Annotated in this window: 32 protein-coding genes and 1 tRNA gene; 17 read left to right on the top strand and 16 right to left on the bottom strand. The window is 41.9% G+C overall.

Translation table 11 applies throughout. The annotated features are described in order from the left end of the window. Position 1 precedes the first annotated feature (1 nt). The 16 genes from AAC006_RS18370 to AAC006_RS18295 all read right to left on the bottom strand — a co-directional run bounded on the left by AAC006_RS18370 (position 2) and on the right by AAC006_RS18295 (position 9,947). Positions 2–961, bottom strand: a complete 960-nt coding sequence (locus tag AAC006_RS18370; protein WP_339892142.1) for a phage minor head protein — start codon at positions 959–961, stop codon at positions 2–4. Then, positions 961–1,266, bottom strand: a complete 306-nt coding sequence (locus AAC006_RS18365; RefSeq protein ID WP_339892140.1) for a hypothetical protein — start codon at positions 1,264–1,266, stop codon at positions 961–963. The genes AAC006_RS18370 and AAC006_RS18365 overlap by 1 nt, the downstream gene beginning before the upstream one ends. A 32-nt stretch (positions 1,267–1,298) precedes the next feature. Further along, positions 1,299–2,615 carry a phage portal protein gene (locus tag AAC006_RS18360; RefSeq protein ID WP_339892138.1) on the bottom strand — a complete coding sequence of 439 codons (1,317 nt, stop codon included), beginning with the start codon at positions 2,613–2,615 and terminating at the stop codon, positions 1,299–1,301. 85 nt (positions 2,616–2,700) lie between these two features. Further along, a complete protein-coding gene (locus AAC006_RS18355; protein ID WP_339892136.1) occupies positions 2,701–3,537 on the bottom strand; it encodes a hypothetical protein in 837 nt (278 codons plus the stop codon). Position 3,538: 1 nt separating this feature from the next. Further along, positions 3,539–3,751, bottom strand: a complete 213-nt coding sequence (locus AAC006_RS18350; RefSeq protein WP_339892135.1) for a hypothetical protein — start codon at positions 3,749–3,751, stop codon at positions 3,539–3,541. After that, a complete protein-coding gene (locus tag AAC006_RS18345) occupies positions 3,748–3,990 on the bottom strand; it encodes a hypothetical protein (RefSeq protein WP_339892133.1) in 243 nt (80 codons plus the stop codon). The genes AAC006_RS18350 and AAC006_RS18345 overlap by 4 nt, the downstream gene beginning before the upstream one ends. A gap of 505 nt (positions 3,991–4,495) precedes the next feature. Beyond that, the gene (locus AAC006_RS18340) at positions 4,496–4,705 is read right to left on the bottom strand and encodes a hypothetical protein (protein WP_339892131.1); all 210 of its coding nucleotides are present in this window, start codon (positions 4,703–4,705) and stop codon (positions 4,496–4,498) included. Positions 4,706–4,717: 12 nt separating this feature from the next. Beyond that, positions 4,718–5,278 (bottom strand): hypothetical protein, encoded by a 561-nt coding sequence (locus AAC006_RS18335; RefSeq protein WP_339892129.1) that lies wholly within the window; start codon positions 5,276–5,278, stop codon positions 4,718–4,720. A gap of 224 nt (positions 5,279–5,502) precedes the next feature. Then, positions 5,503–5,871, bottom strand: a complete 369-nt coding sequence (locus AAC006_RS18330) for a hypothetical protein (RefSeq protein ID WP_339892127.1) — start codon at positions 5,869–5,871, stop codon at positions 5,503–5,505. Continuing rightward, positions 5,871–6,305: a hypothetical protein gene (locus tag AAC006_RS18325; protein WP_339892125.1), complete on the bottom strand. Its 435-nt coding sequence runs from the start codon at positions 6,303–6,305 to the stop codon at positions 5,871–5,873. The genes AAC006_RS18330 and AAC006_RS18325 overlap by 1 nt, the downstream gene beginning before the upstream one ends. A gap of 18 nt (positions 6,306–6,323) precedes the next feature. Next, positions 6,324–6,854: a hypothetical protein gene (locus tag AAC006_RS18320; protein WP_339892123.1), complete on the bottom strand. Its 531-nt coding sequence runs from the start codon at positions 6,852–6,854 to the stop codon at positions 6,324–6,326. A gap of 315 nt (positions 6,855–7,169) precedes the next feature. Further along, complete coding sequence (locus tag AAC006_RS18315; RefSeq protein WP_339892121.1) at positions 7,170–7,370, bottom strand: hypothetical protein; 201 nt, start codon at positions 7,368–7,370, stop codon at positions 7,170–7,172. Between the two features lie 66 nt (positions 7,371–7,436). After that, positions 7,437–7,607 carry a hypothetical protein gene (locus AAC006_RS18310; RefSeq protein WP_339892120.1) on the bottom strand — a complete coding sequence of 57 codons (171 nt, stop codon included), beginning with the start codon at positions 7,605–7,607 and terminating at the stop codon, positions 7,437–7,439. Positions 7,608–7,737: 130 nt separating this feature from the next. Then, positions 7,738–7,812: transfer RNA gene (locus AAC006_RS18305), tRNA-Trp, on the bottom strand. Between the two features lie 93 nt (positions 7,813–7,905). Then, positions 7,906–9,459 carry a phage terminase large subunit gene (gene terL / locus AAC006_RS18300; RefSeq protein WP_339892118.1) on the bottom strand — a complete coding sequence of 518 codons (1,554 nt, stop codon included), beginning with the start codon at positions 9,457–9,459 and terminating at the stop codon, positions 7,906–7,908. Then, entirely contained in the window at positions 9,459–9,947 is a 489-nt protein-coding gene (locus tag AAC006_RS18295) for a hypothetical protein (RefSeq protein ID WP_339892116.1), read from the bottom strand. The genes terL and AAC006_RS18295 overlap by 1 nt, the downstream gene beginning before the upstream one ends. A 444-nt stretch (positions 9,948–10,391) precedes the next feature. Between AAC006_RS18295 and AAC006_RS18290 the strand changes: the two genes are divergently transcribed. The 17 genes from AAC006_RS18290 to AAC006_RS18210 all read left to right on the top strand — a co-directional run bounded on the left by AAC006_RS18290 (position 10,392) and on the right by AAC006_RS18210 (position 18,660). Continuing rightward, positions 10,392–10,760, top strand: coding sequence for a hypothetical protein (locus AAC006_RS18290; protein WP_339892112.1), 369 nt, complete (start codon positions 10,392–10,394; stop codon positions 10,758–10,760). Further along, positions 10,761–12,212, top strand: a complete 1,452-nt coding sequence (locus AAC006_RS18285) for an AAA family ATPase (RefSeq protein WP_339892111.1) — start codon at positions 10,761–10,763, stop codon at positions 12,210–12,212. A 52-nt stretch (positions 12,213–12,264) separates the two neighbouring features. Beyond that, positions 12,265–12,597 carry a hypothetical protein gene (locus AAC006_RS18280; protein ID WP_339892109.1) on the top strand — a complete coding sequence of 111 codons (333 nt, stop codon included), beginning with the start codon at positions 12,265–12,267 and terminating at the stop codon, positions 12,595–12,597. A 140-nt stretch (positions 12,598–12,737) separates the two neighbouring features. Continuing rightward, positions 12,738–13,127: a YopX family protein gene (locus AAC006_RS18275; RefSeq protein ID WP_339892107.1), complete on the top strand. Its 390-nt coding sequence runs from the start codon at positions 12,738–12,740 to the stop codon at positions 13,125–13,127. Positions 13,128–13,135: 8 nt separating this feature from the next. After that, positions 13,136–13,351, top strand: coding sequence for a hypothetical protein (locus tag AAC006_RS18270; protein ID WP_339892105.1), 216 nt, complete (start codon positions 13,136–13,138; stop codon positions 13,349–13,351). A gap of 142 nt (positions 13,352–13,493) precedes the next feature. After that, entirely contained in the window at positions 13,494–13,976 is a 483-nt protein-coding gene (locus AAC006_RS18265) for a hypothetical protein (protein ID WP_339892103.1), read from the top strand. A gap of 99 nt (positions 13,977–14,075) precedes the next feature. Beyond that, positions 14,076–14,228, top strand: coding sequence for a hypothetical protein (locus tag AAC006_RS18260; protein WP_339892101.1), 153 nt, complete (start codon positions 14,076–14,078; stop codon positions 14,226–14,228). A 137-nt stretch (positions 14,229–14,365) separates the two neighbouring features. Then, positions 14,366–14,527: a hypothetical protein gene (locus AAC006_RS18255; RefSeq protein WP_339892099.1), complete on the top strand. Its 162-nt coding sequence runs from the start codon at positions 14,366–14,368 to the stop codon at positions 14,525–14,527. A gap of 39 nt (positions 14,528–14,566) precedes the next feature. Next, complete coding sequence (locus AAC006_RS18250) at positions 14,567–14,920, top strand: hypothetical protein (RefSeq protein WP_339892098.1); 354 nt, start codon at positions 14,567–14,569, stop codon at positions 14,918–14,920. Between the two features lie 10 nt (positions 14,921–14,930). Continuing rightward, on the top strand, positions 14,931–15,104 hold the full coding sequence (locus AAC006_RS18245) for a hypothetical protein (RefSeq protein ID WP_339892097.1): 174 nt from the start codon (positions 14,931–14,933) through the stop codon (positions 15,102–15,104). Continuing rightward, positions 15,104–15,307, top strand: a complete 204-nt coding sequence (locus AAC006_RS18240) for a DUF551 domain-containing protein (protein WP_339892095.1) — start codon at positions 15,104–15,106, stop codon at positions 15,305–15,307. The genes AAC006_RS18245 and AAC006_RS18240 overlap by 1 nt, the downstream gene beginning before the upstream one ends. Beyond that, positions 15,304–15,468, top strand: coding sequence for a hypothetical protein (locus AAC006_RS18235; RefSeq protein ID WP_339892093.1), 165 nt, complete (start codon positions 15,304–15,306; stop codon positions 15,466–15,468). Before AAC006_RS18240 ends, AAC006_RS18235 begins: the two co-directional genes overlap by 4 nt. Next, the gene (locus AAC006_RS18230; protein ID WP_339892092.1) at positions 15,446–15,673 is read left to right on the top strand and encodes a hypothetical protein; all 228 of its coding nucleotides are present in this window, start codon (positions 15,446–15,448) and stop codon (positions 15,671–15,673) included. The genes AAC006_RS18235 and AAC006_RS18230 overlap by 23 nt, the downstream gene beginning before the upstream one ends. Before the next feature lie 121 nt (positions 15,674–15,794). Then, the gene (locus AAC006_RS18225) at positions 15,795–16,253 is read left to right on the top strand and encodes an HNH endonuclease signature motif containing protein (RefSeq protein WP_339892091.1); all 459 of its coding nucleotides are present in this window, start codon (positions 15,795–15,797) and stop codon (positions 16,251–16,253) included. 201 nt (positions 16,254–16,454) lie between these two features. Further along, the gene (locus tag AAC006_RS18220; RefSeq protein ID WP_339892089.1) at positions 16,455–16,733 is read left to right on the top strand and encodes a hypothetical protein; all 279 of its coding nucleotides are present in this window, start codon (positions 16,455–16,457) and stop codon (positions 16,731–16,733) included. After that, on the top strand, positions 16,730–16,918 hold the full coding sequence (locus AAC006_RS18215) for a hypothetical protein (protein ID WP_339892087.1): 189 nt from the start codon (positions 16,730–16,732) through the stop codon (positions 16,916–16,918). The genes AAC006_RS18220 and AAC006_RS18215 overlap by 4 nt, the downstream gene beginning before the upstream one ends. After that, positions 16,915–18,660: a DEAD/DEAH box helicase gene (locus AAC006_RS18210; protein WP_339892085.1), complete on the top strand. Its 1,746-nt coding sequence runs from the start codon at positions 16,915–16,917 to the stop codon at positions 18,658–18,660. Before AAC006_RS18215 ends, AAC006_RS18210 begins: the two co-directional genes overlap by 4 nt. Positions 18,661–18,740 lie beyond the last annotated feature (80 nt).

The following is an 18,740-nucleotide window of genomic DNA, read 5'->3' as shown; positions in this document are numbered from 1 at the left end:
TTTACTTAGCCACCTTACTACCTTTAGCAACCAAAGCAAGGTATTTATCTTTATTTTCTATCATCTTTTTGGCAAGTTTTTTGCTTAGGATATTGCCTTGATCGTCTACTATTGCAGAAGTCTGACTACACAAACAATTTATCGAATTCCCATCAATCTGATACCAGTCTTGCAACGCCTTACGAGTAGGCCACAAATAGCCATGCTTAGCCGCGTGCGTTGCTCTGGTGCGCCCGACAATCAAAGCCGACACATGAAGCAACTTAGTTTTAATGCCCTCGTCATTTGCTCGCTGGTCTTCGTCCCATAATGCCCTACGATGCGCCCCAGTGATTTCAGTTCGTGCTATTCGTTTAGCCCTAACCACTGCGCCTTTTCTATCTGAATCGCCCAATACTTGCGCCCGAATCTTTCGCGCAATCACGTTCGGATTATCACCGTTAGCCATGCCGTCAACCAGTAAGCGTCTAAGGTCGGTAGTCATTGAATCAGTGAATCCTTTGAAGTCCTCAAGCGCTCTGGATTTGACGTAAGCAATGCGGTCTAAGTAGGGTTGCGATCTAAGCACAAATTCAACCTGTCGAGGATATGCGCCGTCAGTCATGCCTTCAAAGTTTAGTAGTGCTTCAACCTCGCCAGACTCATAACCCATTGCAGCGGCTTGCTCAATAAAGTGCTGTTTAGTGCGTGGATTGGGCGACAATAGATAACGGTCAAGTAAGCGCTTAAGCTCATCATCTAATTCCTCTAGACTTAGCTCATCCAGTTGATAAGCATAGAATTGAGCATTGACGCTAAGATGATTAACCTCAAGCACTCGAAACTTTTGCTTATTGATCAGCTTGCTAAGTGCTTTCCAATACTGTTCAAACCGCGACTGAATCACCGCATTAGTGCGGCGCTCAATCTTAGTGGTCTGGGTTGGGTTTATTTTAGACTTTGGTAGGGTTGGGTTGGTCATTAACTATTAAGCCTTCTTTGTGTATTCAGTTTTGTCATACTGCACCGCTTCCACCACCATAGAGACTTTCGTGAAATCTCAAGGCTATTCAAGAAGCTAAGAATAAACTCGCCTCGCTTCTTGCTGATTTTTTCACATCGTCGAAATCCGACAACTCTAAACTGCTCACCGTTAGTCTTCTTTACATAGTGCCGCCTTCCATCAGATGACAACCCATCATAAATACCGATACACCATTGATCAAAAGGGCTTCCGTCATTCCATTTTGTCGCTAAAACGTAGTCGCCTTTTTTAAGCTCGCTCATAATCTCTCTCCTTTAATTGAAGCCCGACAATATCACGGAGTAATATCATCGTCAACGTCTTCTCCCTCAATATCCATTTCCTCAAACGCCTCAGTCTCAAGTCCGACCAGCTTAGCCAGCTTAACAGCATCAGCCTCACCACCGATAGCGCGTACAGAGTCAGCCAATACTTTAAACATATCAATCTTACCGCTCAGGCTAGGCTCAAACATTGAGGGCCAAACGACATCGAATTCTGACTTAGGCAATGCACCAACAGCGATTAGCTTATCAATCACCTTGCGAATCATTGGAGTGGCGAAATTATCACGGCGGCCCGTAGTGGTCTTTGCTGCTTGCTCCTGGTCGCTAGTCGATGCGCGTTCACCAGTTTGATGACCCCGAATAATCGTTTCAGGATAGCGTGTGCCGGCGGCTAGGTTATCCCAACATACTCGAGCGAATGGCTCGGGGTTGTCTAATGCAATGGCGATTGTCTCACGCTTGGCATTCATTAGAGCAAGTACAGCTTCAAAGTCAGCACCGATTCCTTTTACAGCTTCGCTTAGCTTCTCAGGTATTTCTGCAGGAGTTTTAGCGCCTAGCATTTGCTGAACTACTTGAATACTATTGCCCTCAAAAGTAATCGCCTGAGCGCCGCGAGCATTACGCCAGAACCCAGTACCACCAGCACCCTCTAATTTATCCAATGTGATAATAGTGTTATAGATAGGCTCTAGGCAAGACTTGCCGTAAATTGTGCCATCGTCCGAACCCTCAGCCCACATGATCAAACGGCTGTGGTGAATCGTTGGCTGGCGCGATGGCTGACCTTCAACAGGCTTTTCATTCAATTCATATAAAACAGGCTGGCCGAAATCAACGCTATTGGCGTCTAAGTTCCACTTAATCGGCTTTAATTGATCTTCAAAGAATGGTTTTAGCTCGACTACTTCACCAGTGCCAATTTCAGACTCCAGAGGCTTGCCGTCTGCAATAACTACCAACAACCCAGAGTAGCGCCCGACACGTTGACGTTCATCAGCACCCCTCATTGCGCGGAATAGTCCAGACCTCAATGTCCTGTCTAGTTTCTTTACAGCAAGCTCGAACTCGGTTTCATCGTCATTATCTGAATCGTTTGTAATACGCGGCTTTTGTGACCACGTTTCCTCGACTGGCATTACACAGATTCCATGGGCTACACCAATCCTATCGTACGCAAGCTTGAAGTGCTCAAAGGTTAGCTTTACGGGAAACCCATAAGCATTCCACGCTTTAGGCTGGGCAGTAGTTGAACCGATCATATAGTCGGCTGAGAAGGGGTCAGCTCTATTTAGGATAAGCTGCCGTGGTGAATTATCAGGCATAAAAAAGGCTCTGTTGTGAGTATTAGAGCCATTATAAGGTTTATGCAGGTTTTATGCCATAGTCCTAGTGAAAGGGCTGGGTGGGTTAGCTAAATAAATCGCAACTATCTGAGCACCCGTTTGATTGGTCGCTATGCTGCTCATAATATCTATCATGAAATTTATTAAAGTCTAAAATGGATTCGCCTATCATTTCTTTCGTGCTTCTGTTCTTTCTAAAGAAGTTTCCCTTATTGTTATCGGCATTACTACCGCTATCTCTAGCTATTATTTCCATATTGTCAAAATGGGTGAATAGCTCAGGTGCTTCGTGGGCGATCGTAAGCAGCTTTCTGTCTGATTTTTTCCAGCATGTTACGCAGTTCCCGTAATGTTCCGGCACTTCTAAATCAAACGACTGGCGCGACCACCAACCAAGCACGTCACCTTTACGGCTAGGATTCCATTTAATTAATGGGTAGATAATTTTCATCTCATCCATATTTGCCGCCATGCGATCAATCTCATCTATACGAATACCAATAGCGCGATAGGCATCGCTCAAGCCGTTATCTTTCATCCATCCGTTGAATGGGGCTAGTTTTAGCTCTCGATTGCAGTGTGGGTACGACTGATTAGGAATGCCGTATTTTTTAACCATTTCATAAAATGGCTCTGAATTGCGAGCAGCGGTTTCAAAGTTTACGACTTTGTACTTTGTGCCTGTTCGTTCTCCGTGAATAATGTCAGCCTCAAGCCAAGCAAGATTTAGATTAAATTCCTTGTCACATCGATTAACAAACTCTAGCGTTCTTTCATCCTCGGCACCGGTATTCATAAATACAAATCTTAGATTGTATTCAGTTGATTTATTTAATTGTAGCCACCTTGCCATGTACGCCGATGTTCTGCCACCTGAAAAACTAACGATTAAATCTCTCATATCAATTTAACGCCTCAAACGCAGCCCTAATGTTTGAGATAGTAAAATCAGCTATTTGATAATTGGCTACGATCTCATCCATGATATCTTGCTCTGAAACTCCATATGGCCGAGGAGAATTCATAGCACTGCAATAATCATCATAAGAGAGTTCGGCGTCAATTATTGAGACTTCATCAAATAGGCCGAAGGTTATCATTTGCATATAATTCATTTATAATCCCCATTAATCTCGCTTAACTTGCCCTGGTAGTGCTCAGAAAGCCCGTCAATACGACTCCTAAGCTCTTTTAGTTCTTTGTTGAATGATTCTTCAAGCTCAGTATTGCGAACGTCTACAATCCACATTGATATGTTACGAAGGCCCGCATCTCGTTTGCGGTCATTCATGACGGCCGTACTGGATTTAACCGCTGTTCTTACCGACCTGATTACGTTTGATTCTGTTTTCATTTTTGCCCCTCGGCCCCGAAGGGCTTTTATTAGTTTGTATATTCAGCCCTGTATGATTCGCCGCCATCAATTTTACTTGAATTGGCATTCCTTATCATTGACGTAGCCATTGCCATCTCTCTAGAGTCTCCCATCTTTACTAGCATTTTAAAAAATGACATTATTTCCGAGTCATTATTCCATGAGTTAAGAACATTCTGAATTTACTTTTCATTTAAACTCTTTGCTAAATCATATTCATTCATAGCGTTACTCTCTCTGCGTTGTTTGTTTCGATGAATAGATAATAGTACCTTATTTAAATAATGTAAATGGTTTATGTGTAAATAAATCAAATTAATCCAACTGTCTGGGATTTCCGGATAGTTCAAATTTGTGTATAATGACTGTGCAGTAAGAATTACCCGACTGTAGTTAGAGCCCGCCAAGGTTAATGGACGTGGAGTTTCCAAGTCGCCCTCAAATTGCGCGGGCCGTTTTATTATTAAAAGGCCGCTAATGCGACCTAATAAACCCTGAATTTTTCTTGTTCCTCAGCACTCATGCTTTCCCATCTCGCCAGTGCTTTGTAATCTCGCATTGGCCTGAATTGCTGAGATTTTGGCACATCATCTTTGCGGCGCAAAAAACACGGGCCGCTATAGTTGTACCACTCAAAATAGATATGCTCAAACCGATAGCCTCTGCATATATTCATGTGAATTATTTTAGTCATTACTTTCTCCGTTTATCTATGTTTACAATCATCTAAAATAGCATAAGCCTTTTTATAGCACCAGTTTACAGACTCAAACGCGGCTATAACATCACGATAATGATAGCCGTATTTTTTTGCAACGCCTTGGCTGCCATTGCCGCGAACGGGTGTTCCGTCCTTAAACACATACTTCTGACTGTAATCACCATACCTATCTAAATTCATTTGATAAACAAGCAATTGAAACGCTTCAATATGATCATAGTTCGCGTACTTGAAAAGTCGTCTAATTCTAGTAACGGGGAATCCGTACTTACTGGATAATTCCTCAGCCGTCATTAGTTCGCCATTCATATCACGAAACACTGTGCCGCGACTTTTTACCTCGGTGCTATTCAGAATATTAAACGCTTCAGCATAGTCATAATTAGCACGACTAAATACATTACTGATATGAGACTGCGAGTATCCGTATTTCTCGCCCAATTCTACACATGTCGATGGGGTTCCATTAATGTCATGGAATTTGACAGCTTTACCTGGCGCTGACTTGTTTAATTTTCTGAGTAGTTCTGAGGCTATGCTTGTCATTTACTTTCTCCGTTTATCCCTGCTAGAACTAACAAGCGGTTGCCTATCGCTATCCAAAGGCCAAGGTATAGTTTGGCAACAATCAGCACAGATTTGCTTTTGTATACTGCTTAGTTTAATTGTCGTCTTATGATCGCAAAAGCTCGGCATAATCATATATAAAGCTATTAATATCACCGAGATAATGATCATCATCGCTATTAATGCTGTAACGTGTATTACTATCATTTATTAAAACTCATCAAAATATAGACTTCGCATATAGCGCGCAGTGGGTTTTTATATCCTCTTACAAAATTAGACCAGCCAAACGTCATTTCAGGATTTGATGGTAAACGGCCAGATTTCCAACTGCCATCGCTATCTGGCATGATGGCAATACCATTAGCAAAAGCAATCGGCATAATGTCGTTAGGGTTGGCGCATGGATTAAAATTACTTGCTAGGCCATAGCTTACTGACAATGATGTGAATTTTAATAGCTGATCTCGACGCTGAGAAAATGCCTTAACTCCTTCCTTAGACTCAACCCAAGCAACCCCTTTATTAATCTGCTCTTCACTGCACTGTGATAGGAATTCTTGCGTAATCATTATTGTTCGCCCCTTAGTTTGTTTGCGTAGTTTCTGGCATCATCAAGGTAAACAAAAGGTTTGTAAGATTGTCCTTTTACGTAATTTGCACCACCCTTTAATACTGATTCAATAAAGCGATCAACAGCATCAGCCTTAATATTGTTATCGTGCTCTACGCATTCTGGGCAATCTGTACCATCATCAATACTTATTAATACAGTGCCAGCACCTCGACATGTTCCGCACAATACACTTTCGTATTTTTCAATCTGATACCTCAACTCTGCATTTTCTTTAAGTAGTTCTTGCACCTTAGCGCGCTCATCGTAGTGCTCAACTCTTAACTCATCATAGTCAGTCTTTTGCACATAAGCGCCGCTAACGTCATCCCGCTTAGCTTCAATGGTTGAATACTGGCCGTTAGATTCGCGGTATAATTTAATTTCTTTCATTTCTCTCTCCTTGCGCTGTTACTTATTCTTTTCTATTTCAATAGCTCGATTAAGCGAATCGCGTGCTTCTGTTAGGTCTTGGATAACTCCCTTAGCGCCTCGCTTGCCTGGCATCAACTCTTTCTTTACCGCGTGAGCCGTTGCAGGATTGATAACATTAAATGCCGTAAGCACATCGTAAACATCGACATAAATGTCATGGTCAATGCCATCAACAACAATAGTTTTAATTTTTCGGCTGTACTTGTTGTTGTTGTCGTGCTCGATTACGTCAGACTTGTAATGCTCGCCGTCGTTGCCATTTTGCGGAATAACATTCATTCTTTCTTCGCCTTCTTTCCATGCGTCAGGGCGGGTTTCTATTAGTTTAAAAGAGCCAATACTGTATGCAATATCGCTTTCATTATCACTCAATAACCGAACGTATGAACTGCCCTCTCCGTCAGCCAGAAGATACATTTTATCATTACACCAAAACATGTCTCCATCCTGCGACTTCATTAACCGATCAGCCCACTCAGGCGCTCTACTCCAATCTACATCACTCATCTTCCCACTCCTCAATCAATTTAACGCAATTCTTAACCGATCGATATTGAGCGGCCTCTAGGTTTAATTCTTTACTGATAATTCCGCAATGTAGCTCAGTGCCATTGATTGTGACTACCTCACCATTATTGCATTGCGTGAGTATTTCCAGTGATCGCGATTCTTTGCCGATGTCGTAACCCATGCTAGCTATTGAAAAGTAGAATCCACACATTAGGATCAGACCGAATGCGTAGATTGCTGATAGTGTTTTATAGTTCATTCTCCTTTCTCCTCCAGTTGGGCCAGTAATGCGTCTGCACACTCAACAGCCCACTAAGCCATCTTATTAGTTTCTTCTGTGCAAAATCTGCCTTGAGTTACTAGGCCAGTCATAGCCATTGCTGCGAACTGTTCGCGCTTTGTTAGTCCAGAAGCGTCAAGAGTTGATTGTGTACTGCTATCTCGTACCTGACATGGCTTAGCCTCACTACTAAACATTGGCATAGCTGGCATATCGCCGTTTTTAATACTCATAAATCTCTCCAATTAAGTTGGCGGCCGTTCGCATCATGCTTGGGCCGCCGTTCGCCAGGGTGCGAATTAGTTTTTTAGGTTAGCTACAATTTCTTCTAACTCAACAGCCGCCTCTAAATATTCTGCCGCTTTTCTTGATCTTGGATTAGCTGCTTTAATTCTTAGATCACTTGCTTTGTTGCTGTAGTCGCTAATAAAGAAATCTTTTACGTCTTGGCTAAGTTCTGAGTAATCCATAATCTTTCTCTCTGTTTTGTGTTTCGATGAGTTCACTATACGCGGATGATTTACCGCGTCAATACTTTTTAGTGATTATTTTATTGCAGACATAAAAAAGCCCTCACTAGGAGGGCTAGTCTTCTATGTTTGGCAACCCACGTAGGAATCGAACCCACGTCTTCGGTGTTGGAGACCGCTGCTCTACCATTTGAGCTAGTGAGTTATAAAAAAACCCTCACGAGGAGGGCTTAGCATCGACTAGGAGAGAGTAATTAGGCGACAACTAAATACTAATTCAATTATCGTGCCAATGCAACTACATTAGACGATTGGGCAATAGCATTCCTACCATTGGGCCGGTATCTAGCAGCGCAATCGTTACGGCATCGATAGTATTGTCCACCATATCATCATGCTTGTGCGTATCATCAACAGTAAAGCCGCTATGCTCTGCAATGAACTCAGGCAGCCACTTTTTACCGCTTGGCAGAGATACTTTGCCAAGCTTTACTTGTGGCGTTACATCATACGCCCGCTGAACCTTATCTATATTTCGCTGCAATGCGGTGACAGGTAAAGGAAGCTCGTTTTGCAGTTCTTGAATTAATCCAGTGCCACTAGATTTATCTTCTACGTTAATAGATCGTAATATGCCATAACTAGTGTCTTCGTTGCGACCCCAGGCAGTTAGGCAGAAAGCTCTAAACGATTCGCGCAACTCGGGCGCGGTATATTTAGCGCGGTGCATGTCGATTAGATAAACACAGCCATCATATACTCCCCACTCACAAAACACCGTGAAATCGTTATGCTTGCCTTTTTTCTGTGCAGTATCGGCGGTGATGAAACGGTATTCATAAAGATGCGGCTTGTCATCATAGAACTGCCACCACTCAGGATTGAATATTTGACCACCTAGCGCGATAGGGTTCTGCATATACTGAGACATAAACGTGTATTCGTTCATTTCCCATAAATCCATCAACTGCCCTATATCCTCGTTAGCGGGCCAGAACGACCAGTAGCCATTAATCTGCTCAGTATGGCAAACATCGTTAATACAGTTGGTGCGGTGTGGTTCGGGCAGCGAGTCTATATAGTCTTGGTTAATCAGGGCGGGAATTTCCACGAACTCAAACGGCAAGCCCATGCCACCGCTTTTAATGAATCCAGACGTGTCCATTAGGTGCGTTCGCTGCTGAATGACTCCCACTGGTGTTGGATGATCTTTTGATTTATCGCCACGGCGAGAGCGGATTGTGTCAACTGTTAGCGTATGATTCTTTGCCCTTTTAACTTCTGAAAACATATCACTAGGCTTATCAGGATCATCCATCCAAACCATTCCTGAGAAGTAATCAGAAGGATAGCCGCCACGACCGCCAGTAACTTGTCCTCCAGTAGACTTACTAATTAATTCAAAGTTTACCTTCCCATCATTACCAAGCTGCCACTCTTCGGCCTGATCTGATAAAAACTCAGACGGCCAAAGCTCCTGCCACTCCTTAGACTTTATCATATCGCGCACACGGCGTGAGTTGCGTTTAACCAAGGTGTCAGCATAGGAAAGGTTTAAATAGCGCTGTCGATCAGATTTAGCAATATTCTGAATGTGCGTCCAAGCTGGAAAGAAGATTGACCAGATTTCGGTTTTTGTGCCACCAGGGGGGATGTTGATTATCGTATTGCCCCGCTCCCTTTTTACCAGCTGCTCTGCAATGTCGGCCATTAGAAGGTGATGCCAATTACAGATAAACTTCTGGCCCTGTGTCAACTGGAACCAGATCTGCACAAACTTAATAAATGATTTCTCAGATATTAGTTTAATGGCTTGCTTCTGCCCAGCCGTTAAATCTTCCCATTCAAGCATTAAAGGTTATCCAGAATGTCTTGAACATCTTTGCCGATTACAACGGCGTCTTTCGGCGTCATAGAACCATCTGTAGAGCTGTGATCAACAGCGTGTCTGTCAGAATACTTTTTAGGCTTCAGTTTAGACGCAGCCCATTTGCGGACATCAACACGAAGGCGAGAGCGCTGGACGTGTTCACCGTTGATCTTATAGCCCATATTCTCGCCATCTTGGCCGTGTGATTCCATCCAGTCGTTGGTTCCGTCATCAGCAATTTCAAGCATTTCTTCAACTAAAGCGTCTGCTGATTCTTCTTTAGCAATCTCGTACTGCTCCCTAAACTCAGGCTTTTCTCTCAACCATCTAAACATTGTCGCGCTTGCTGGCATGTCAGGATCGCGTGATACAGAACGCATTGATTCACCTAAAGACAGTCTCTCACAAATAATATCTGAAAGGTCTTGAGTGTATATAGTTGGTCTTCCTGTTTCTTTTTCCTCGCTCATTACAAACTCTCATTAATTAAAAACATGGTTCATTATACAGCTTTGGAATGTTTAAAGGTAGGTGGTGAATCTTTTAAAAGAAGGTATTATTCGAGGTTTTTTCTGTCTGGGTGCTTAATATTTTTTTCTGTTCTTGCGCAAGGAACTTGCTGTTCAAAGAACATATAAAAAATATCATATAAGCTCACCCTTGTCAAATAAATATTTTTTTCCTTGTAAATCAATGACTTACAGCTGTATGTTTTTTGATCTTTTCCTGTATTTGCGTGTTTTATCCGCTTTTTGTTGCTATTCGCAATACTTTTCACTGTTTTGCATTGCGCTTGTCAATATTTGGTGTGCTTTTGCAATTATTATATTTCTTATTTCAACATAAGTGTTGACGGTTGGTGCAAGGTATGTGAATATAAGCCTCACGATAAAGAAAAACACCAAGGATTCAAAATGACGCAGATTTCAGAGAACTTATTTATAGCCAGATATTTGGCTAATCCTATTAAGGATGAATCGCTAGGAGAGGTGGCTAGGTCGTCAAGAAAAACGCGGCAGGCGCTTAGTGCTAAAATAAAGAGAATTGAAGATAGGTTCTTGGTATTGGGTGACATGCTAACATTGTCGGGATTAAAGCTATCTGATGTGTCTGATGACAATCTAGAATTATTTGCAAGTAATTGCGCATACGAAGGACTGTATGAGAAAGCTGCCGAAACGATTGCCGCAAGCACTGCTGTTGAATTTTACGCTCGTGCAAAGGCATTCACCTCAACCTATTACCCAGATGGCAATGTACGTCCTCAAAAGGAGAAACGATAAATGAGTAACGCTATTAAACCGTCTTTTTCTATTGAGTGTGAAAAGTCTGTTCTTGGCGCAATACTCACAGACGGAAATGCATTGAATAACATCAAGCACAAACTTTCATCAAGTGACTTTTATCTGGCAAAGCATGTCCTGATATATAATGAGATGCTTAAAAAGAGTAGTGATGGCGAGCCATTTGATACAGCTCTACTGTTTTCCTCTATTGAAGAGGCTGGGCTATCGAATGAGATTGGCGGGATTGATTACCTTAGTGATCTAATGATGACTGTTGAGCAGCCTGGTTACGCAGAGTTATACGCAAAAAGAATATTAGAGTTGTCAAAAAAGAGAAAGATAGACGCTCTTTTTATTGAACTTACTGAATCAATGTCAGGATCAGTAAATCAGACTGAGGCAATAGCTGAATTTAATGAGTCTGTAAGCAAGATAGAAAGCAACAGCAATAATGACGGGCTTTTCTCAGAGATAGTGTTTGATTGCGAAAGCGCTTTAGATATGGATGAGCCTGATTTTTGGATTGATGGATACCTGCCTAAAGATTCTTTCTCTATGGTATTTGGGCCATCTGGTCAATTTAAGTCGTTTATAGCTATGGATATAGCCTGCACAATTGCATCTGGCATAAGTTACCACGGCAACGAAGTTGAGGCAGCTCCAGTTATTTACATGACAGGTGAAGGTCAGCGATCAATCAAGCTGAGAAAACTAGCTTGGCAAGTAAAGAATAAAGTGGTCGCCAAAAATATGGGGATATTGCCTCGCGCAATTGACATGACAAGCTCTTCAGCATCATTTCATCTTTCTGAAGCGGTCAAAGACTTTGAGAAAACAAAAGGCATTAAGCCTAAGTTGCTAGTTATCGATACACTAAACCGCTCATTCGGTGATGGTGACGAAAACAGTACTCAGGATATGACAAAGTTTGTTAAATCTTGCGATGAATTCAGGGCGACTACTGGTTGTGATATTTTAATTATTCACCACAGCGGAAAGGACGTTCTAAAAGGTGCTCGTGGCTCGTCAGTGCTCAAGGCTGCGCTAGACAATGAATTCAGTGTTGAGCGCGTCGGTGAAGATTTGCGAGGGCGCAATGTGACTCTTTCATGTAGTAAATGTAAGGACGGTCAAGAGCCACCTGATATGACGTTTTATATGAAGACGGTTCCGCTAGGAAAGAAAGATAAGAAGGGTCGAGAATTGGACTCTCTTGTCCCTGAGCTAACCGAAAGCCCGACAGAAAAATATGTTGATACTGGTAAGCAGGCTTTTATTGATATTGTTAAGAAATTGGATAATAAAGCAACAATGAGCGCTGTATTGAAGGAGTTTAAAAACAATATGCCGATTGGTGTCGATCAATCACAGGCCGCTGCTGTGTTAAGTTCCATAGCATCAAATTGTGGTGCTTACGTCTATGGTGGAAGATACCACCTTCCAGACTAATGAATCAAGGCCGTCAATACTGGCGGTTAAACTTAAAGATAGGATTAATATAATGAATATTAAATATGAAGATTTTTTAATTGATGGCAAAGTTTACACGAATGACGTGTCTATTGCGCTGGGAAAGAAAAGGGCTTTAATAGATAGTTTAGCCATCAAAATTGTTAGTTTGTTTTGTGTTAGCTTTAAATTAAAAGACTGGACTGGAAAGAGGATTATTGACGGGAAAGAGGGGTGTGCCGAGATGGTAATAACTGAAGATATTTTTTACATTATATTAAATGCCCTACCAGCTTATGAGAAGCATGTAGAAGAGCGAAGACTTGAGTTTTATAAAAAACTTAAGGAAGAACACAAAAGACTAAAAGATGCTGGATTAATTTAATTAACCCTTGCCACCATAACCCAGCCTTGCTATTGTGAGTTTCCCTTACAGGAGGTGGTTATATCTCAACGGGCTGTGGATCAGCTTCACCGATATGCTGTCGTTAGACATGAATCGGTTTTATTAATTTGGAGAGAGTCATGAATAAATTTAAGTTTTGGAATACCATATCAAATAGATTTGAATCATCAGATAATTATGTTATGGATAGTGCCGGAGTTGTGTTTAGTACAAATGATCCAGACTTCGCGCTTTGGCATGAGGAAAATATTATCGCAGTCGCATCAACTGGCCTGCTCGATAAGAACGGAGCTGAGATTTATGAGGGGGATATTATAAAGACCACCGCTTTATTCAATAATTGCAATCAAAAAGGCGCTATTGATTATTTTACCGTGATTAGTTTTATGGGTAATTATTGTTTAGCTAAATATGGTCATGATGCAGGCACTCCAATTTATCCCACTTGTCTAAAATCATCAATCGAAGTTATCGGCAACACTCGCGAAAATCCAGAGCTACCAAAATGAGCAGAATAATGAACAACATCACCGAGAAAAACGTAAAAGTAGGCGAAATTACTCTATTGTTTGTCGGAATGACTGACGACAAAGACGAACGCAATCAACAGCCGATCTTTGCAGTACCTGGTCGCGGCAAAATCGTAGGGCGAACTAACGCAATTCGAGCCGCTAAGAACATAATTAACTGTAACTCTAAGCTGCGATTGAATAAGTATAAAGGTGTTAAGTAATGATTAAATTATTCGCATTAATATTTTTAATACTGGCCTGCGCTTCGTTTTTTGTTAATGGAGCCAGCGGAAATGTATCAGGCTGGGGGCTTCTAATTCTTGCTAATATTTATTCATTGGCGAATATAATGGGGGCCAAGTGATGAAGAAACGCAAACAATACGTAGCGCACATTAGTAAGGCTCGATCAGCTAGAGCGGCCATGAAATACCTTGCTGTCGGTTTTTGTGCTAATAATGACCACTTGCACCTAATCAATACTAAGCATAAGCGATTCGAGCGCGCAGGGGCTTCAATCAATAACGCACTAGAGAAGATTCGTTATAAGTGGGTAATTCATATTGCGGTAATGACTCGCAGTAACGACGGTCAGCAGGATTTACACTTAGCAGACGCATCGCCAGACTTTGAGTGCTTTAAAGAACAGATAAACAATAGTGTCACAGCTGGGCACAAGAAGTTTATTAGTGAGGTTAATGCTGAATACCCTGACATGGTGTGTAATATTGGCTGGCTTGCCTTGCCAGTTTATCAAGATGTTAGCGAAGCTGAATTAGAAGAATATTTTAATATGATGGGCTGCTGGGAATTGTTAGCGCCTTGGCAGGCTGAATTGTTTGGATAGGATTAGAGTGCCGCCTCAATTTGAGCATAATATAGAGGCTTGGGCGGCTTATGTCGGGTAATACCGAAGCACAACACATTATAAACAAAAGGAGACAAAATGAACACAGTAGAAAAACACTGTAAAAAATACGCGGCCAAAAACTGCACTGGCTGTCCGTTCGCTGGGAGTGAGTGCGTTGCGCCCGTCGGTGATAGTCGCTTTTCAGAATGGTTTAAATCTATGAAAAAGCGAATAGAGGCGCTATATTAGCCGTAACATGGCCGCTATCAGAAATGCTTAGCGGTTTTTTTATGTTTATTTAAAATTAATTACTTTTAGGTGTTGCATTAATACTGATTGGTGTTAATATAACTACATCGAAAGACAACAACGAAAGAGAGAAGAAAATGAAAAACTTCACAACTAAGCAAATCAAAGACGCACTAATCGAGCTTTACAGTATGAAAACAGAAGAAGCAATGAAGGCTTACCAAATGGCTTTTGAAGAGTTAAACGAACGATTGGGTGATGATGCTTTTGATGCTTTCTTGGATGCTTACGGACTTTAACCAACACGCCCCGAAAGGGGCTTTAAAGGAGAGAAGATTATGAACGCTAAAACGAAATTCGATGAGATAGTGAACGAATTTAAAAAGGAAGTTGAAAAGTCAGTTAAATACGCTATTGATGACATTCATTCAGAGCTAGTGCCATGTGTTAATGACGACACTGAGTTTAATGCAATTCAGCGAGCACATCGTCTTGTATCAAGCATACTGACAAGTAATTTTACACTAGAAGGAGATGAAATTATCTGCAATGGCTGGAATACTAAACTAACCAATAACGACCACGACCGACTAGTTAATAAACTGGCAGAAAAATGTAGTGATAAGGCAGCGCAGTTAAAAATAGAACGTCTAGAACGACAGTTAAAAGAAGCGTACTCAAGAAATTATTAAGAGGTGAACAATGAAACCAATAACAGAAGTATTAAGCCGCTACAAAACAATAGCCGCAGCATCAAGAGCAACGGGTGTTGCGCCTAAGCTGCTGCATGAAAACATCGCCCGTGGCGCGCTGGTAGAGCCAGACGGTACGATATGGATCAGATCAAAGACTAAGTTGAAGATGGAGAGTAAATAATGAGCGAGTGGATTAGTGTTAACGAGAGACTGCCAAGTATAAATACGGATATTAAATACTCTTTATACTTAGCTATTCATAAAGATTGGGATCACCAATGCAGGATACTCATGTTTGATAATGAAGAATCAGCATTTACAAGAGATGGTGGTGACGTGCAGAAAATAACACACTGGATGCCACTACCAGAGGCGCCAAAATGACACTACCAGAAGCAATGCAAGTACTAAAAACATACAACGAATGGCGGCGCGGTGCTGAGATAGATATGCTAGAGCCGCGTTTAATTGGAATTGCAATTGATGTGATTCTTGAGCACTTAAAAAAGAGAGAGAGCAATAATGACAACACTAACAAGCCTTAACGACATCCTGTTCGACCAGCTAAACCGCTTAAATAAAGACGACTGCGACATCAAGCAGGAAACCGAACGCGCCAAAGCAATGGCATCATTAGCCAAGGAAGCGGTCGGCAATGCTCGACTAGCATTTGAAGCAAGCAAGCACTACCACGGCGAGGCTGGATTAATTGAGCGAAACCAAAAACCAGCGATGCTTGGCAATGATTAAAAGTAAGCTATTCACTCAAGATCAAATCAAGTGGATTCAGAGAGCGTATAAAAAATACGCTCGCGCTGAAATGACGAAGCGATTTAACAATAAATTTAACACTAATGTAAAAGTCACTCAGATGGCTACATTCGTGCAAACGAAAGGCATTAAATCAGGTCGTACTGGGCAGTTTAATAGCGGTCATAAAACGTGGAATAAAGGCACGAAAGGCGTAATGAAGGCCAGCTCAACGTCATTCAAGAAGGGTATTAGCGTTCACAATGTATTACCCGTTGGCAGTCACAGAATAAACAAAGACGATCATTCAGAATTCAAAGTCGCTGAACCTCGTCGCTGGCTAACTGAGCAGCGTTTAATCTGGGAGCATAATCACGGGCCGATAGCTGAAAAACACGTTGTGAGGTTTGTCGATGGCAACTATAGAAACTGTAATATTGACAACTTGTTTCTAGTGAGTTGTGCCGAGAATCTGCAATTAAACAAACTGCAATACTCAAAACAGCCCGAAGCATTAAAGGAATCGACGCTTTTAATTGCAAAAATCATTGCAAAAACTCATGCGCTTGGTAAGGTGTGAGTTCAATAATTAGGAGAGAGAAATGGAAATAACAGTAAAGGAAAGTAAAAAATTATTGCCTTGTCCATTTTGCGGTAGTGAGAATTTAACGACATTCCCATTTTATAATGAATGTGTTGTTCACTGCAGTAACTGTCAATGTGATGGCCCTGAGGGTGATATGCCGACATGTGAACGCTTATGGAATGAGAGGTCAGAGAAATGCAACCACTAACATTACACATTCAATTAATTGAATACAGAAAAGAATCACACGATTTTATAGCTAAGACGAAGATGGGAGAGAGTTTTATCTTTGATCCTTTCGTTGCTTGTTCACTATTGATGACTGATGATGAATACGAAGATGGCAAAGGATTTGATCTTGTTGGGCGTGAATTTTTAATGACTTATTACACGGCCACGAATCACAATGTTTATACTCACGAAGGCGGCTTAATTGACATAACTTGTGACAACTCGCTGGAGAATCTTAAATGAACAATCGACAAAGAAAAAAAGCAGAGGCCATTCTGCACAATGAAAACCTAGAGAAAAAGAAATCATTGGCGCTGGATAAAATAAACAATCCAGAAAAATACGCACGAAAAAAACCAACAAAAGCAGAGCGTCAAAAAATGGCTATTATTACTGGAATGTGTGGCGCTTTCGGGGTTCGGTTATGACCTCGATGCAACTAAGACCCTATCAAGCAGAAGTCCACAACGACTGCATGGAGTATTTAAAAGCGGCTAATTATCTCGGCCCTGCTGTTATCAATGCCTCAGTAGGCGCAGGTAAATCCGTACTCATTGCGGCAATAGCAAAGCACTGCCAAGATGCACCACCACTAAAAGACCGACCTGTTCGCGCAATTAGCATTCAGCGCTCAGGAGAATTATGCTCTCAGAATAGCGAGGCGGCCTTTGCTTACGGCGTGAATCGTCAAAGTATTTTCTCAGCTAGTCTTAATCGGAAATCAAATATGTATCCGATTATTTTTGCAACTGAAGGGACGCTATACCGAGCACTGAAAACCGAGTTTGTTAATCATCCTGTTGATATTCTAATGATCGACGAGTGCCACATGTGCCCATTTGATGAGCCAGATACGCAATTCATGCAGATTATAGGCCACTTTATGCGCCTTAATCCTAATACTCGCATCCTAGGCTATACGGGCAGCCCGTACCGTGGCACAGACACAATCATTGGTAAATTCTGGACGAATATGATTGGCAATATCTCAACAGATTGGCTAATTGATCAAGGCTGGTTAGTCCCGCCGAGCTTTGGGTGGCCAGACTCTCAAGACACTGAGTTTGATTTTAAGGAATTGCAGCCAAAGTACGGTAGCTGGGAATTTGACGAAAAGCAGTTGGACGAAATTATCATGGGCGACCCTACGCGAACTCAGCGAATTATGGCCGAGGTTCTGCACAAGACACAGGATAGAAACGGCGTGTTAATCTTCTGCTCAAGCGTTAAACACACGGAAGAAGTCGCTAAATCTTTGCCAATGGGTAGTTATTGCGTCATTACAGGCGCAACAGGTTCAGCTGAGAGGATGGATTTATTAGCAAAGGTTAAGTCAGGTGAGATTAAATACTGTATTAACGTGTCTGTATTAACCACAGGCGTTAATCTACCCATACTTGATACGATTGTATTTCTAAGACCTATTGGCTCGCTGGTGCTGCTTACACAATCCATTGGGCGCGGCTTACGACTGCATGAAGACAAGACAGATTGCTTGGTTTTAGATCACGGTGGAGTAATGGAGAGAATAGGCCATCTCTATAATTCACCAATGCTAGACGAAGCTGAGTATGAACGGGCCAAGAAAGAAGAAAAGGAGTTAATTACTTGCCCTAACTGCTCAACCGAAAACAGCCCTCATGCTAGGCGATGCCGTGGTGAAGATTCTAGTAGTGCTGATAATCGCTGTGAATTCTTTTGGTCGTTTAAAGAATGCCCACACTGCCAAGCTCAGAATGACCCGACAGCTCAGCAATGCAGAAAATGTAACGGTGAGTTGCGTGACCCTAATGAAAAATTATTAAACACACCCTACGCAGATCAAGACTACGAACCCGTAACAGGTTGGAATATCGCTCCACTGAAAAACGGCTCGATCAAGGTAGAATACCTGCTAGAAGCCGAGAGAAAAGACGGCAATCCGATTGTCTATCTTAACCCTGGCAGCAGCTCACACGGCGCAAAACAGGCGTTCAAACAATGGCTAAGCGTCAACAAAGAAAGCGGCGGTCAGGGTTATGGTTTGCACATTCTATCAAAACAATCGCCAGAATCAGCAGCAAAGTTTGTCGTTAAATACTGGCTAAATCCAATGAAGCCGCCGACGGGAATTAAGTTTCGAGTAAACGGCAAGGGTAAGTTTGTCATCGGTCGAGTAACTAGAGAATAATTCAATTAACTGTTTACAACGTGCAAAAAGTGCGTAAGATGTGAAACACAATTAACACTAGGAGAGTAGAAAATGGCTCA

It is taken from the genome of uncultured Alteromonas sp. (genome assembly GCF_963976965.1).
In the GTDB taxonomy this organism is placed as follows: Bacteria; Pseudomonadota; Gammaproteobacteria; order Enterobacterales; family Alteromonadaceae; genus Alteromonas; species Alteromonas naphthalenivorans.
Note: the sequence above shows the minus strand (reverse complement) of the source record. Positions and strands in the feature narration are given on the sequence as shown.